The 15,007-nt window shown below is 63.2% G+C and carries 11 protein-coding genes; 3 read left to right on the forward strand and 8 right to left on the reverse strand.

All coding sequences use genetic code 11. The features are described from left to right. Window positions 1-146: 146 nt before the first annotated feature. Together fdhA and DOM32_RS14780 are read right to left on the reverse strand one after the other, a co-directional pair. Complete coding sequence (gene fdhA, locus DOM32_RS14775) at window positions 147-1,340, reverse strand: formaldehyde dehydrogenase, glutathione-independent (protein ID WP_071230306.1); 1,194 nt, start codon at window positions 1,338-1,340, stop codon at window positions 147-149. Between the two features lie 327 nt (window positions 1,341-1,667). Next, window positions 1,668-2,768, reverse strand: a complete 1,101-nt coding sequence (locus tag DOM32_RS14780) for an FAD-binding oxidoreductase (protein ID WP_416221224.1) — start codon at window positions 2,766-2,768, stop codon at window positions 1,668-1,670. Window positions 2,769-3,197: 429 nt separating this feature from the next. On the opposite strand from DOM32_RS14780, the gene DOM32_RS14785 reads away from it, so the two are divergent. After that, on the forward strand, window positions 3,198-4,487 hold the full coding sequence (locus DOM32_RS14785; protein ID WP_110635777.1) for an aromatic ring-hydroxylating oxygenase subunit alpha: 1,290 nt from the start codon (window positions 3,198-3,200) through the stop codon (window positions 4,485-4,487). Window positions 4,488-4,613: 126 nt separating this feature from the next. Here DOM32_RS14785 and DOM32_RS14790 read toward each other — a convergent pair whose 3' ends face one another. Beyond that, a complete protein-coding gene (locus tag DOM32_RS14790; protein WP_110635780.1) occupies window positions 4,614-6,665 on the reverse strand; it encodes a TonB-dependent siderophore receptor in 2,052 nt (683 codons plus the stop codon). A gap of 240 nt (window positions 6,666-6,905) precedes the next feature. Between DOM32_RS14790 and DOM32_RS14795 the strand changes: the two genes are divergently transcribed. Further along, window positions 6,906-7,832, forward strand: coding sequence for an ABC transporter substrate-binding protein (locus DOM32_RS14795; protein ID WP_157957084.1), 927 nt, complete (start codon window positions 6,906-6,908; stop codon window positions 7,830-7,832). Continuing rightward, complete coding sequence (gene fhuB, locus DOM32_RS14800) at window positions 7,829-9,826, forward strand: Fe(3+)-hydroxamate ABC transporter permease FhuB (protein ID WP_110635786.1); 1,998 nt, start codon at window positions 7,829-7,831, stop codon at window positions 9,824-9,826. Before DOM32_RS14795 ends, fhuB begins: the two co-directional genes overlap by 4 nt. A gap of 74 nt (window positions 9,827-9,900) precedes the next feature. Here fhuB and DOM32_RS14805 read toward each other — a convergent pair whose 3' ends face one another. The 5 genes from DOM32_RS14805 to DOM32_RS14825 form a co-directional block, all read right to left on the reverse strand. After that, window positions 9,901-10,701: a sugar phosphate isomerase/epimerase family protein gene (locus DOM32_RS14805; RefSeq protein ID WP_110635789.1), complete on the reverse strand. Its 801-nt coding sequence runs from the start codon at window positions 10,699-10,701 to the stop codon at window positions 9,901-9,903. A gap of 86 nt (window positions 10,702-10,787) precedes the next feature. Continuing rightward, on the reverse strand, window positions 10,788-11,033 hold the full coding sequence (locus tag DOM32_RS14810; RefSeq protein ID WP_071230300.1) for a hypothetical protein: 246 nt from the start codon (window positions 11,031-11,033) through the stop codon (window positions 10,788-10,790). Window positions 11,034-11,138: 105 nt separating this feature from the next. Then, entirely contained in the window at window positions 11,139-11,966 is an 828-nt protein-coding gene (locus DOM32_RS14815; protein ID WP_110635791.1) for an electron transfer flavoprotein subunit beta, read from the reverse strand. Next, on the reverse strand, window positions 11,953-13,239 hold the full coding sequence (locus DOM32_RS14820) for an electron transfer flavoprotein subunit alpha/FixB family protein (protein ID WP_110635794.1): 1,287 nt from the start codon (window positions 13,237-13,239) through the stop codon (window positions 11,953-11,955). Before DOM32_RS14820 ends, DOM32_RS14815 begins: the two co-directional genes overlap by 14 nt. Further along, on the reverse strand, window positions 13,236-15,007 hold a 1,772-nt coding region (locus DOM32_RS14825; protein WP_110635797.1), incomplete at its 5' end, for a DUF3483 domain-containing protein. The genes DOM32_RS14825 and DOM32_RS14820, both read right to left, overlap by 4 nt.

A 15,007-nucleotide genomic window follows, 5' to 3' on the forward strand; every position in this document is an offset into this window, starting at 1 on the left:
GTCGGCTCTCGTGGGTCTCTTGGAATCGTGTCCGATTGTGACCCGTTCGAACTGGCTCGCCAAATACCGATGAGCCGACACCGCTCAAAAACGGTGCCGGCTGCTTTTCATCGCGCACCGAAATCGGTGCTGGTCGTGGCTCGTGGCTATTTGAGCGTCCCGTGCGGATCGATCACGAATTTCTTGGCCGCGCCCCCATCGAAGGCGGCATAGCCTTGCGGCGCTTCGTCCAACGAAATGGTCTGGACGTTCACGGCACGGCCGATCTGCACCTTGTCGTGAAGGATCGCCTGCATCAATTGGCGCTGGTAGCGCATTGCCGGTGTCTGCCCGGTGTGAAACGACATCGCCTTGGCCCAGCCGAGGCCGAACTTCATCGAAAGATTGCCTTGCTTCGCGTCCTCGCTCTCTGCGCCGGGATCCTCGGTCACGTAGAGCCCCGGAATCCCGACCCGGCCACCGGCCTGGGTAATCTCCATGGCGGCATTGAGCACCGTCGCCGGCTGTTCATGCGCATGGTTATGGCCGTGGCAGTTGGCCTCGAAGCCCACCGCATCCACCGCTGCGTCGACTTCGGGAACGCCCAGCACGGACTCGATCAGCTCGGACATGCTGGCGTCCTGCTTGAGATCGAGCCCGACACAGCCGAAGCTTCGCGCCTGCTCCAGACGCTTGTCGTTCATGTCGCCGACGATCACGCAGGCGGCACCCAGCAGTTGCGCGGAAACCGCGGCAGCCAGCCCGACCGGACCTGCACCGGCGATATAGACTGTCGATCCCGGCTGGACGCCAGCCGTCACGCAACCATGGAAACCGGTGGGGAAGATATCCGAGAGCATGGTGAGATCGAGGATCTTCTCCATCGCCTGCTCCCGATCGGGGAAGACGAGCAGTTGGAAGTCGGCATAAGGCACCATCACGTATTCGGCCTGGCCGCCGACCCAGCCGCCCATGTCGACGTACCCATAGGCACCGCCAGCACGGTCACCGTTGACGTTGAGACAGATATGAGTATCGCCACGCTTGCAGTTGCGGCAGCGGCCGCAGGCGACGTTGAACGGGACCGAAACGATGTCGCCGACCTTGATGAATTCGACGTCGCGACCGCATTCGATCACCTCGCCGGTGATTTCGTGACCCAGCACCATGCCCTCGGGCGCCGTGGTTCGACCACGCACCATGTGCTGGTCGCTGCCGCAGATGTTGGTCGTCACGACCTTGAGGATGACGCCGTGATGGCATTGGCGGCTACCGAGGGCTAGCTCGGGGAAGGGAATACTTTCGACGGCGACCTTGCCGGCGCCGCGAAAGACGACGCCGCGATTGGCGGGTGAAGACATGGCGTGAACTCCTGTGACTGGTCTTTGGATGCCCTCTCGATGGCCGCTCGAATCATGGTCTCTCTCATCACGGTCTTTCGAGGAAGGCATGCCGTAGCCAGCGTAAGAGCGCTCGTCGCTCCGAGGCTTTCTCGTTGCGCCATCGGGTGACGCAACGACGACAGTGCCAGCATCCAATGGTCGAAATCGCGAGCGGAAAAAACCGCATCGCCCCCGCGGAAAGCTCGCAATTTCTTCTAGCCCGTAGCCCGTAGCCCGTAGCCCGTAGCCAACGATTTGCTCTTCTTTCAGCTTGGAGCTTATGGCTTACCGCGCCGGCACAACGGGTCAAAAATCGATCACGACCTTGCCTCTCGGCTTCGAGCAGCAGGAGAGAATGAAACCTTCGGCTTCGTCTTCCTCGGTGATGCCGCCGTTGTGCTCCATCTCGACCTCGCCTTCCAACTTCATCACGCGGCAAGTGCCGCAGATGCCCATGCCGCAGGCCTTGGGAATATGCAGGCCGAGCTTGGCCGCCGCCGAGTGGATCGTGTCGTTCTCGCTGACGCGGATACTCTTGCCGCTGCCGGTGAACTCCACCGGCATCAGCGTCGCCGTATCGACCTCCTCGGCGTCGGCTTCGGCCTGCTCGGCCAGTTCCAGCACGTCCTCCTGGACGCTCAGCGGCGTCGCGCCGAAGGACTCCTGGTGGTAGCGCGACATGTCGAAGCCGTCTTCCAGCAGCACCTGACGCACCGCCTTCATGAAAGGCGTCGGTCCGCAGCAGAATACCTCCCGCTCGAGATAGTCCGGCGCCATCAACGTCAGCATCTGCCGCGTCAGGTAGCCCCGGAATCCGGACCAGGCCTGACTCAGCTCGTCGCTGCGCTCGCAGACGATATGCAGGCGGAACTCCGGCAGGCGCGAGAACATGTGCACCAGTTCACGGTGATAGATGATGTCGTTGGGCGCCTGAGCGCAATGGATGAACTCCAGGTCGACGGCGGCATTGGTATCGAAGAACCAGCGCGTCATCGACATCAACGGCGTGATCCCGACCCCTCCCGATAGCATCAACACTTTCTCCGCCGGGTGATCGATGACGTTGAAATCACCGACTGGCCCGTGAACGACCATCGGGTCGCCGACCTTGAGATTGTCATGGAGCCAGTTCGAAACCTGGCCACCCGGCAGGCGCTTGACCGTGATCGAGAAGCTGTAGGGTATCGAGGGTGAACTGGAAATCGTGTAGGAGCGCATCACCGGCTGCCCGGCGATCTCCAGTTCCAGCGTGACGAACTGCCCCGGCTTGAAGAAGAACATCACCGGCTGGTCGGCCATGAAACAGAACGTCCGCACGTTCCAGGTTTCCTGAATGACCTTGACGCACCGCACCTGATGGCGGCCGTTGGTCCAGGTTTGCGTATTGACCGGATTGAAGAATTGCATCGTCACCGCGCTCGATCGGAGGAAGATGGCGCTGGCGAGACGACATCGGCCCGCACCGCCGCTTCCGGTGAATTATCCTCATGAGCGGATTCTGCGCACGCCGAGGCCGGCCGACTTGCCCATCAGCGACACAGGCATGCCAACCAACCCCAGCCGCCACCAAAACCTCGATGCAGAAACGAAAACTTACCTATCGTGACGCCCACGCAGTGCCATCGGCGCTCCGGTATCGACCGGTGATGTGACAGTGAGCATTTGTACCTGCCGGTCGGCCTGACATCGACGAATGTCGCGGGTGGACAATCTCATGGCCGACACCTAAGCGACACTTCGCCCAAAGGATGAATCATCGCCGCCACCTGCCATTCATGTCGTTCCCGCCGCGACATACGGAAACGACCCATATCTGTCATTGATGAGGATGCGACCATGTCACCACTTCCACGCGATAGCCTGGAGGATTCTCTCGCCAGTACCCGTCAGGCCGTGGCCGACATGCTGGACCAGCGTGCCCCTGCCTTCTCGCTGCCGCAGCCGTTCTACAACGACCCGCGCCTGTTCGCACTGGACATGCAGAACGTGTTCGAAAAACAGTGGCTGTTCGCCGGCATGAGCTGCGAAATTCCCGCCAAGGGCAACTTCTTCAAGGTGGAGATCGGCAGCAACTCCGTCATCGTGGTGCGCGGCGCCGAGAATCGTATCCACGCATTTCACAATGTCTGCCGCCACCGCGGCTCGCGGCTCTGCCTGAAGGACAAGGGCAAGGTCGCCAAGCTGGTCTGCCCCTACCATCAGTGGACCTACGAACTCGACGGCCGGCTGCTGTTCGCCGGCAGCGACATGGGCACCGATTTCGACATGAGCGCCTACGGTCTCAAACCGGTGGCGGTGAAGAGCGCGGGCGGATTCGTGTTCATCAACCTGAGCGACGACCCGGAACCGATCGACGATTTTCTCGTCTCGCTGGAACACTACCTCTCGCCCTACGAGATGGATAACGTCAAGGTCGCGGTGGAGTCCAACATCGTCGAGCGCGCCAACTGGAAGCTGGTGATCGAGAACAACCGCGAGTGCTACCACTGCAACGGCGCGCACCCGGAACTGCTCAACTCATTGATCGAATTCGACGACACCGACGATCCGCGCTCCACCGGCGAATATCGCGATCTGGTCGCCCGCAAGCAGGCCGACTGGACCGCCTGCGAAGTACCTTGGCAACTGGCGCGCTTCGGCAAGCGCAACCGCCTCACCCGCACGCCATTGATCGACGGCGTCGTCTCGATGACCCTGGATGGCAAACCCGGCTGCAACAAACTGATGGGGCGTATTCCCAACGCGGACATGGGTTCGCTGCGCATCCTGCATCTGCCCAATTCGTGGAACCATTTCATGGGCGATCACGCCGTGGTCTTCCGCGTATTGCCGTTGGGCCCGCAGGAGACACTGGTCACCACCAAATGGCTGGTTCACAAGGATGCCGTCGAAGGGGTCGACTATGACCCCGAGCGCCTGCGCCAGGTCTGGGATGCCACCAACGACCAGGACCGGCGTCTTGCCGAGGAAAACCAGCTCGGCATCAATTCGCTGGCGTATCAGCCGGGACCTTATTCGAAGACCTACGAATTCGGCGTGATCGACTTCATCGACTGGTACAGCGAAACGTTAAGGGCCAATCTCGGCGTCGAGACACCGAGCCACCTGCAGGTCGCTTCGCAATAGTTCTATCTCGTCCAGTCCGGGACCCACCGACGGACTCACCAACGAAAAAGGCGCCCCGTCCGGGGCGCCTGAGATTGGCGACAAAGCCGGCGTTGGGCCGGGCTCTCGTTCGGTGCGGAAACTGTATTACCAACGATATTTCAGACTGCCGATAACGCTGCGGGACTCACCGTAGTAGCACCAGTAGTCACAGCCGCTGACATAATCTTCATCCGTCAGATTGGTCACGTTGACCTGAGCGGTCCAGTGGGAATCGATATCGTAGCTCGCCATCGCGTCATACAGCGTGTAGGCCGCCACTTTCGTGTCGCTGTATTGAGGCGAGTCCACGCTGGTGCCGACATAGCGCACCCCGGCACCCAGATCCACCCCCTTCAACGCACCCTGTGCAAAGTCGTAATCCAGCCATAGCGATGCCTGATGGCGCGGAATCAGTCCGGCACGAAGCTCTTTCTGGGTATCGCTGACATCCAACGTCACATCGGTATAAGTATAGGCCGCAGTAACCTGAAGATTGTCGGTGACGTAGCCCACGCCCTCCAGTTCGAAACCGCGCGAGTGACGTTCCCCGCCCTGGTTGCTGGAAGCCCCTCCACTGGGATAGAGCGTGTCGCTCTCCTTGAGATCGAACACGGCCGCGGTGACATAGCCGTCCAGCCAATTGGGCGCGTACTTGAGCCCTAGCTCCCACTGTTTACCCTCGCTAGGCTGGTAGGCATCACCGTTCAGGTCATTGCCGATATTGGGCGTGAATGACTCGCTGTAGCTTAGATACGGCGACAGCCCGTAGTCGCCCAGATACATGACCCCGCCGGTGTAGGACATCTGGGTATCGTCATAACTCTGGTCTTCGCCGCCGTCCTGCTTGTTGGTCACGTCGACGCTATCGTGCCGTGCCCCGGCGAGCAGAATCCAGCGATCGTAGAGGCGCAACTGATCCTGCACATAGACGCCGATCTGCTCCTTGCCCTGATCGTAGTAGGTCGGATCGCCGGGTTCACCGACACCGCTATTGTGAGGATCGAAGATATCGATGGTGTCGTAGGCGAAGTTGTCGCGACTGAGATAGTCGGCATCCAGATGCTGATAATCCAAGCCCACCAACAACGTGTTTTCGGTGTTATCCGTATACCAGCTACCGATCATGCGGTTGTCGATGGTAAAGGCGTCGTAGCTACCGTCGCGATAGGTCAGGCCACGCTGCGCGGTACGATCATCGAGCATATACGAGGGGTAAGCGGTTCGCAGAAACAGGTCCAGGGAAGCGAGACGTGCGTTCTGCTGGAATTCCCAGGTATCGTTGAAAGTGTGCTCGAGCTCATAGCCAACCGCGATCTGCTCATGCTCGAGACGATCGTTGTCGTTGTCACCGAGGTCCGTATCCCGATCCACCTTGCCAAAAGGCGTATCATTGACGGAGCCGTAAGGCAGATAGAATACGTTGGCGGGCGTGCCGTGATCGCGCTGATAGCTGGCCAGCAGCGTCAGCGTGGTGTCATCGGAGAGATCCACCGCCAGGCTCGGAGCAAAATAGACCCGCTCGTTATCGGTGCCATCGAGTTCACCGTCCTGATCTCGAAACAGACCGACAAAACGGTAGCGCACATCACCGCTGTCGGTGACCGGACCGGACGTATCGATGCCGACCTGGCGATGCCCTTTGTTACCGCCCTGGATCTCGAACAACCCTTGCGTCTCTTCCGTCGGCCGCTTGCTGACGGCGTTGACGATACCGCCGGGAGGCGCCTCACCATAGAGAATCGAGGCCGGCCCCTTCAGAAAATCGACCCGTTCGAGGCCGAACGGCTCGGTCTTCCACCACAGGTAGCCAGCCTCGCGGAACAGACGCAAGCCATCCTGATAGGTCGAATCCTCGCCCGAGAACCCCCGAAAAAAGAACCAGTCCGCCTTGGCGTCGTTACCATAGGGCGAAGACAGTGCGCCGGAACGATAACGCAGCACCTGGTCATATCTGTTGACCGATCGTTTCTCCAGTTCCGAGTCGCTGACGACGGAGGTCGCGCGTGGCGTTTCCAGCAGCGGCGTATCGACCTTGAGCGCCGTCCCGGTAACGACCACCGTATCGTTGTTGACTGTCGACTCCTGCGCGAGAGCATTTCCGGCGTAGATCAACAGCAACGAACCGCCGACGGCGGCAAAGGTGTTCCCTGATTTCATCGGATCGAGTGCCCGTTCATGACGTGGTGGAAGCCGGCGGCGTCCGACCGGCGATTATTCTCGCATATCATTGTAAATAACAATCATTACTATGTGTATCAGCAATTCGCTTTCGCTCACTCTCCTCGATTGATAACGATTGTCATTCGATCTACCATCACCGCCCAACGCCGCTTCCAGCGCCCTCTCGAGTCAGCGGGCGTCTGCGTCATCGTTTCCCGTTGCCAGGAACCCGTCATCTTGTCGCGTGCCCGTCCTATCCCTGCTCTCCTTGCACTCGCCATGACCGTGCTGCTGGGGTTGGCTACCGCGCTTGCGAGCACGCCAGCGAATGCCGGTTCGCCGCCATTGCGGATCGCCGCCGCCAACTGGACGGTCGCGGAAACGCTGATTGCGCTTGGCGTCGTGCCCTATGCGGTTTCCGATATCCCCAATTACAACGCCTGGGTCAAGGCACCCCCGATTCCTGATTCGACGTTGGATATCGGCCTGCGCAACGAGCCCAATCTCGAACTGCTGGCCCAGAATCCGCCCGATCTGCTGCTGACCAGCGCGCTGTTCTCCCGCGACAATGCCCGTCTCGAACGGCTGATGCCGGTCAGGATGATCGACAACTTCTATACCGACGCGCCGTTTTACGAAGCGACGCTGGCCATGACCCGCAAAATCGCGCAGCTGACCGACCGCGAGCCGCAGGCGGAGGCGTTGATCGCCGAAACCGATCAGGTGCTGGAAGAGACAGCCCGGGCATTGCAGGGCTTCAAGGCGCCGCTCTACATCGTCCAGTTCAGCGACGCGCAGCACGTGCGTGTCTTCGGCCACGGCAACATGGTGGGCACGCTCTTCTCCCGCACCGATCTGACCAACGCCTGGACGGGCCCCACCAATGCCTGGGGTTATGCCAGCATCCCGATCGACCGCCTGGCCGAGCGACCCGATGCACGGATCGTCGTCATCGAACCGTATCCACGCGGTGTCGGCGAGGCACTGAAAGACAATCGGATCTGGCAGCATCTGCCGGCGGTGCGTGAAGGTCGCGTGAGCTTCATCGAGCCCATCTGGCCCTACGGCGGGTTGATCTCTCTGCAGCGGCTCGCCCGCTCGCTGGTCGCCGTCAGCGACAGGATCCCGCCCGCGGACCCGGCAACCGAGGAAGGCGCGCCATGACGCTTCGTGCCCGCTCGCCGGCCTGGTTCGCCCTAGCCCTGTTGCTGTTGGCGATGTGCCTGGGGGCCGCCACCTTGCAGACTCAGTTTGCCGACCTCTCGGGACACTGGTGGCAGGCGATCCTCTCTCCGGACGATGACCAGATTCGGCAGATCGTGATGCACTATACCTTCGCCCCGAGGCTACTGGTCGCGCTGCTGGGCGGTGCCGCCCTGGCGCTGGCGGGCTGCCTGATGCAGCAGGTACTGCGCAACCCGCTGGCTTCCCCGGCAACCCTGGGGGTCACCAGCGGCGCGCAGTTGGCGCTGGTCATCGCCACGCTATGGGCGCCGAGCTGGATGCTGGCCGGACGCGAATGGATCGCGCTACTGGGCGGCATCGCGGCAACGCTGCTGGTCTTCGCGCTCTCCTGGAAGCGACGGCTGGCGCCGATGGTGGTGGTGCTGTCCGGCATGGTGGTCAGCCTCTACTTCAGCGCCATCAACAGTGCGCTACTGCTTTTCCATCAGGAGAGCCTGTCGGGGCTATTCATCTGGGGAGCTGGGGCGCTCGCTCAGGACAACTGGCACGACACGCAGTTTTTGCTTCTGCGCCTGTTTATCGTGGTGCTGCTGGCACTTCTGCTGCTGCGCCCGCTGTCGCTGCTCGATCTGGAAGAGGATGGTGCCCGGAGCCTGGGCATCTCGCTACGCAAGCTACGCTTCGCCGGCCTGGGGCTGGGCATCTTCATCACGGCCTGCGTGGTCAGCGCGATCGGGCTGATTGGCTTCATCGGTCTGGCCTCGCCGGCTATCGCGCGATTGTCCGGCGCCCGCACGCTGCCCCAGCGACTCGTCTGGTCGATGATCCTGGGCGCTCTCCTGCTTGCGGTGACGGATCTCGCCGTACAGCAGCTCGCGCCGTTCACCGCCTCCCTGCTGCCGACGGGCGCAATGACTGCGGCCCTCGGCGCTCCGCTGCTGCTCTGGCTTCTGCCACGCCTCAAAGTCGGCGGATCCCGGCCGACACCCAGCACGGGCCTGACGCTGCCGCGCCTTGCGCATCCTCGCCATCGCCTGTGGGTGCTGGGCGCAATGACACTCGTCGCCTGCGCACTGGCCCTCGTCGTCGGCTTCATGCTCGACAGCCACTCGAAATATCTCAGCCTGGCCGGTATCGACGACCTGGCGCTGATCGTCGACTGGCGGTTGCCTCGTGTCGCCACCGCCGCAGCGGCCGGGCTGATGCTGGCCGTCGCCGGCACGCTGCTGCAGCGGATGACCGGCAACCCCATGGCCAGCCCGGAAGTGCTGGGCATCAGCGCCGGCGTGGCAATCGGCGTCATCGCGCTGATGCTGCTGCCTCTGGGCATCGCCCCGCTCAGCGGGTCCGTGATGGGATTCAGCGGCGCGACCGTGGCCCTGCTGGTCCTGATCGTCTGCAACCGTCGCAGTGGCTTCGCGCCGGAAAGGCTGCTGCTGACCGGGATCGCCATTTCGTCGCTGCTGGATGCCATGCGCGCCATCGTGCTGGCCAGTGAAGATCCGCGTGCGCAGCAGCTGCTCTCCTGGCTGGGCGGCTCGACCTACTACGCCAGCCTTACCTCCAGCGCCTGGATCTTGGTCATCGCGATCATGCTGTTCGCGCTGGCGCTGCCGTTGCAGCGCTGGCTCACGTTGCTGCCGCTGGGCGCCCCCACCGCCAAGGCGCTGGGCATGGACGTGGACCGGAGCCGCCTGGTGCTGCTCGCGCTGGTGGCCTTGCTGACGGTCGCGGCGACGCTGGTGATCGGCCCGCTCTCGTTCATCGGGCTCATGGCCCCGCACATGGCACGCCTGATGGGCTTCCATGGCGCCCGCCACCAACTGCTCGGTGCCGGACTACTGGGGATGCTGGTAATGGTGATCGCCGACTGGCTGGGCAGGAACCTGTTCTTCCCCTACCAATTGCCGGCGGGATTGATCGCCGCGCTGATCGGCGGCGTCTACTTCATGTGGGGTTTGCGGAGGCTCTGAGAGCTGTTCACGGGGAACGCTTTGGAAGGGCAGCGTCGGCCGCGAGCATTTGTCACCGACGCAAGAGGTACGGACTAGGCCGCGTAGCTGCGCCAGATCTCCAGCGAGCGGGAGAGTTCATCTTCCAGAATACGGCGATTGCCATCGCTTGCCACTGGCGAACCCGGATCATGCATCGGCGGCAAGCACTCCATGATTACCGGCCCCTCGAACCCGATCCGCTCCAGCGCCTCGAATTGCGCCGAAAAGTTCACCATCCCGCTACCGATGCCGCCGCGCGTCGAGTCCGAGACGTGATAGATCGATAACGTATCACGGCTCGATTCGATCGCGGCGACGGGATCGGACTCTTCCAGATTCATATGATAACTATCGAGAATCAGCCCCAGTTCGGGACGATCGATGGCCCGCACCAGACGATTACCCTCTTCCGCCGTGTGAATCATTGGTACCTCCTGGCGGTTGGCGACTTCGTAGACGAGCTGGATCTGCCGCTCGCTAGCGTAGCCAGCCAGTTCCCGACACGCTTCGACCAGCGCATCGAAGGGCGTCGGATGCCCCTGGACCCAAAACGAGAGGATCGGCAACGTGACAATGGGCGCTCCCAGCTCGGCGGCGCGGTCGATCACCTGACGATAGGCATCGATTCCCTGCGCGACATCCGGCGCCTCGCCCGCCTGCGGCCCGATTCGCTGAGCGTCCACCGCCAACAGGGCTATTCCACGCCGATCGAGCGCTTCTCGGATCGCAGCCGGCGTATCGCGCTCCCACAGTTCGTTGATCTGGACACCGTCGAAGCCCAGTTCGACCACCTTGTCCAGCAGCAGATCCAGATCGTCGATACCTAGCGTCCAAGTGCAGATACCAATTGCCATGCGCTCTATCCTCTATCGCGTTGCTCGATCTTTCAGCATAGGCAAGGGTCGGCAATACCGGGAAATCGGCAGCTATCGCGGTGCGCTCAGGCGCCGTTGAATGCGGGCAAGAGATGGCGCTCTATCGCCTCCCGGACCGACGGCAACATCACGTCGGTGTGCTGCATCAGGTCGCGAATGGCCGGCTCCAGCCCTTCGACACCCCTGGCACGATGGCAACCCGCCGCCAGCCGGGCACAGGTCTCGGGGCATGCCTCTTCAGGGATACGCACGCCCAGCGAGGTCAGCCGCTGACGAAAATCTTCCCCATCGATAAGATCGACGATCATCATGTCTCGTCTCCCGTTCGGTCGTTGATTCACCTCTCGCGCTGGCAAAGGAGCGATCATGTCGTCCACTGGCCAGCTGCCCTCGTCGAGAATGCCGAAGCTGCTCGATTACGGCATCTCATCGTTCAGTATCTTCTCTTCACGCAGATAGGCAATTAGCCTATCGGCCGCCTGTTCGGGGGTCAGATCGGTCAGCACCTGGCCACCGGCGGCCGATGACTTGGCCGCCGCGGCCCGGAAGCGATCCCGCGCATTGCCGGACTTGACGACCTTGAGCCGCTTGGGGCGGGCTCGTGCCGGCTGCCACCGCCATTCGCCGCTGGCCGAATCCTCTTCGGCGGTCAGCCCGTCGACCACATGAATGCGGCCCCGTCTTGCCGGGCCGAAAGCGCTCTGGCGCGGAGGGGGCGCCAGAGCATCGACAGTGATCAAGCAAGGCAGCGACACCTCCAGTCGGCGGCGTTGCCCCTGCGGCAGCACCTGCAGCAGAGTGACGCGATCCGCGCCGACCCTTTCGATCGTGGCGGCGCCGGATACGATCGTCCATCCCAGCCGTTCGGCGAGCAGATAGGGCAGCAACCCGGAGCCCTCGCCACATTCGGCGCGCTGCCCGGCAAGCACCAGCCGACAGCCGCTGTTCGCCAGCCATGTCGCCAGCAACGGCACGGCATCGTCGGCGGTCGTCATCGGTAGCAGCGCCAGCTCTCCCTGGGCGGCGGAATCGTCCAGTCCATGATACATACCCAGATAGTCGCGCAGCGCAGGCTCCTCGGCGTTGCCTGCGTGGACGAGTTGCAGGCGCGCCCCGGCCAGCGTCAAGCCCATCTCGACGGCTCGCGCATCCTCCCGGGCGCGTCCCGGCCGCCCGGAAACCGGATGATGTCCGCTGGAGACCAGCGCCACGACCGGGCATGCGGCAGCGTCAGGCGGCGTCATGATAGCGCTCTCCACGAGATTCGGTGGCAGGGACATCGGCCATCGGCTTCCCCAACCGTGCGCACACGGCCGCCAGCACGGCATCACCATCGGCGATGAGCGCCAGATCGGCACGCTTGACCATATCGCAACCCGGGTCGCGGTTGATCGCGACGACCCGCTGGCATTTGGCGATGCCCTGAAGATGCTGGACCGCGCCGGAGATCCCCACCGCGATGTAGCAACTGGCGGAGACGAACGTTCCCGTCGCCCCGACCTGCCGGGTGCGGGGCATGTTGCCGTCGTCGACGGCCACCCGCGAGGCGCCCTCGCTGGCCCCCAGCACCTCGGCGGCGTGATGGAAGCCCGCCCAATCGCCGATACCACGACCGGCGGAGAGAATGAACGGCGCCTGGGCCAGCGGAATCTGCTGCGGATCCACCGCGACCCGACCGAGATCGACGACTCCGACCGCGGTCATGTCCGAGGTCATGGAGCCGGCCGCGTCGATCGATATTGGCCGCGCCTCGTGCCGTGTCTCGCTGACCGGCTCGGCGCACTCGGGCAGTGCCAGCAGAATAAGCGGGAGTTCGCGCTGGATATCCTGCCGCCCTCCCGCCCGCGACAGGCCAAGACCCTCGGCGATCTGCCATACCCGCGTCGCCGCTCGCGCGTTGGCGCCATGACTGGAAGAGCGGGAAAGCCGCGCCGCCAGACGTCGACCAAGATCGCCGCCACCGGGGAAGCTATCCGCGAACAGCCAATGCCGTGGCGTCATTGCCGTCTCCACGCTCAACAGCGCCGCGAGACGCGACTCCGGATCGTAACAATCACCTTCGACGCATGCCGACAGGTCGATCCAGCGGTCGGCGCCGGCGTCTTCCAGCCCCGCCACCGCGCCCTGGAATGTGACCGCCGTGACAGCGAGCGACTGCCCATCGGCCAACTGCCTGGCCAGACCCAACAGATCCCGATCATGATCGCTCAGTCGTCCTTCCGGGCACTCCGGCACCACCATGACGAAGCCGGCCGGATCGTCGATCACCACCATACGGCGCGAAGGCCCGCTCTCGATTGGAGATGATGTCGGCGGCTGCGCCTCGACGACGGCACCGCTGCGGTCGATTCGCCTGATGCCGTTGGGGCCGACGGCGCCGATCGCATGTGGATCGATTCGTGTCACGCCATTGGGGCCGGTCCAGCGCCAGGCCGGATGCATGAACTCCTGATAGCGCGGGTGGAGCCGATTGCGCCGGATCCGTTCGGCGTGGGGGTCGATGCGTCTGACATTCATGCCGGTTCCTCCTCGCGACTCGGGCTCGAGACAGCGACACTCGCTTCGGGCTCGGCCGATGCCGGCGTCACCAGCGCATCGGCCACCAGCTCGGCCAGATCCTTGATTTGCGGCCGAGGCTCGACCACGCCTTCCAGCATCGCGGTGCATTGCGGGCAGGCGACGGCAACCGTAGTGGCCCCCGTTGCACGCGCGTCCTCCATGCGCATGTCGGGAATGCGCGCGCGACCTGGGAGATCGGCGGGCACGTCGGAAAGCGCCGCCCCGCCACCGCCGCCGCAGCAGCGCGAGCGGAACCCGGACCGTTGCATCTCGGCCACGTCGAGCCCCAGCGCCGACAATATCTGGCGCGGCGCGGCGAACTCGCCGTTGTAGCGCCCCAGATAGCAGGGATCGTGGTAAGTGATCGTTTCACGTCGTTCGGGCGTTGCGACATTCAACCGGCCGGCATCGAACAGCTCGGCGATGAAGGTGGAATGGTGCTTGACGACATACTCGCCGCCGAAGGTAGGATACTCGCGACCCAGGACGTGCAAACTGTGCGGGTCCGCCGTGACGATGCGCTGAAAGCGGTAGCGCGAGAGCGTGGCGATATTGCGCTCGGCGAGACGCTGGAAGGTCGCCTCGTCGCCCAGCCGTCGGGCGACGTCGCCACTGTCGCGCTCTTCATCGCCGAGCACGGCGAAGTCGACGTCACCGGCGCGCAGAATCTTCACCAATGCACGCAGCGTGCGCTGATTGCGCATGTCGAAAGCGCCATCGCCCAGCCACAGCAGCACGTCGACGCCCTCGGGACGATCCTGAATACACGGAATCTCCAGATCCGCCGCCCAGTCGAGACGCGAGGCGTTGTCCAGTCCGCCGGGGTTGTCGGTGGCGATCAGATTGTCGATCGCCACCGCGCCTTTTTCGGGCGTTTCGCCTCGCTCCAGGGTGAGGAAGCGGCGCATGTCGACAATGGCGTCGACATGCTCGATCATCATCGGGCACTCCTCGACGCAGGCTCGACACGTCGTACAGGCCCACAGCGTCTCTGCCTCGACAAGCTGCGGCACGATGGCCTGTTCCGGCGCCCCCTGGTGTTTGCCCACCTCGATCCCCGGATATGGAGATCCGGCATAGTGCGCATCAGAGCCACCGGCCATGCCGACGACCATGTCCTGAATCAGCTTCTTGGGGTTGAGCGGCTGCCCCGCCGCGAATGCCGGACAGACCGCCTGACAGCGCCCGCACTGCACGCAGGCATCGAAGCCCAGCAGTTGATTCCACTGGAAATCCGCCGGCTTTTCCACGCCCAGCTTCGACGCGGTCAGGTCGAGCGGGAACAGCGCCGTCGACCGGCTGCCGCGATGGACATCGTGCGTCTTTTTCAAGGTCGCGCCGGGATGCTGATCATCGAAGCGCTCGGGGCGACGATGGAACGCCAGGTGCATCGAGCCGGCGAAGGCGTGCTTCATCGGTCCGCCCCAGCCCATGCCGACGACCAACTCCAGCACGCCCCATCCCACCAGCGCGATCAGCACGATGGCGAACAGGCTGCCGGCAAAAAGTGCGGGGCCGATGCCCACCAGCGGCAGGCTGATCAGGAACATCCCCACCGAATAGGCGAGCAAGCTCTTGGAAAGCCGTTGCCAGGGGCCTTTCGAGAGTTTGGCTGGAGGATGGATTCGACGGCGATTGACCGCCAGCGCGCCCACGAACATGACCGCGCTCGCTGCCAGCAGCAGCCCACCGAGAATCGGATTGCGCCAGCCGAAGCCATGGACGA

Source organism: Salinicola salarius, from assembly GCF_003206135.1.
Classification (GTDB): domain Bacteria; phylum Pseudomonadota; class Gammaproteobacteria; order Pseudomonadales; family Halomonadaceae; genus Salinicola; species Salinicola salarius.

What these genes read in the sequence shown, in the direction of transcription:
- DOM32_RS14810 (WP_071230300.1), bottom strand. Translation starts at nt 11,033, where the DNA reads ATGATGATCGTCGATCTTATCGATGGGGAAGATTTTCGTCAGCGGCTG.
- DOM32_RS14820 (WP_110635794.1), bottom strand. Translation starts at nt 13,239, where the DNA reads ATGAATGTCAGACGCATCGACCCCCACGCCGAACGGATCCGGCGCAAT.
- DOM32_RS14780 (WP_416221224.1), bottom strand. Translation starts at nt 2,768, where the DNA reads ATGCAATTCTTCAATCCGGTCAATACGCAAACCTGGACCAACGGCCGC.
- DOM32_RS14805 (WP_110635789.1), bottom strand. Translation starts at nt 10,701, where the DNA reads ATGGCAATTGGTATCTGCACTTGGACGCTAGGTATCGACGATCTGGAT.
- DOM32_RS14790 (WP_110635780.1), bottom strand. Translation starts at nt 6,665, where the DNA reads ATGAAATCAGGGAACACCTTTGCCGCCGTCGGCGGTTCGTTGCTGTTG.
- fdhA (WP_071230306.1), bottom strand. Translation starts at nt 1,340, where the DNA reads ATGTCTTCACCCGCCAATCGCGGCGTCGTCTTTCGCGGCGCCGGCAAG.
- DOM32_RS14815 (WP_110635791.1), bottom strand. Translation starts at nt 11,966, where the DNA reads ATGACGCCGCCTGACGCTGCCGCATGCCCGGTCGTGGCGCTGGTCTCC.
- fhuB (WP_110635786.1), top strand. Translation starts at nt 7,829, where the DNA reads ATGACGCTTCGTGCCCGCTCGCCGGCCTGGTTCGCCCTAGCCCTGTTG.
- DOM32_RS14785 (WP_110635777.1), top strand. Translation starts at nt 3,198, where the DNA reads ATGTCACCACTTCCACGCGATAGCCTGGAGGATTCTCTCGCCAGTACC.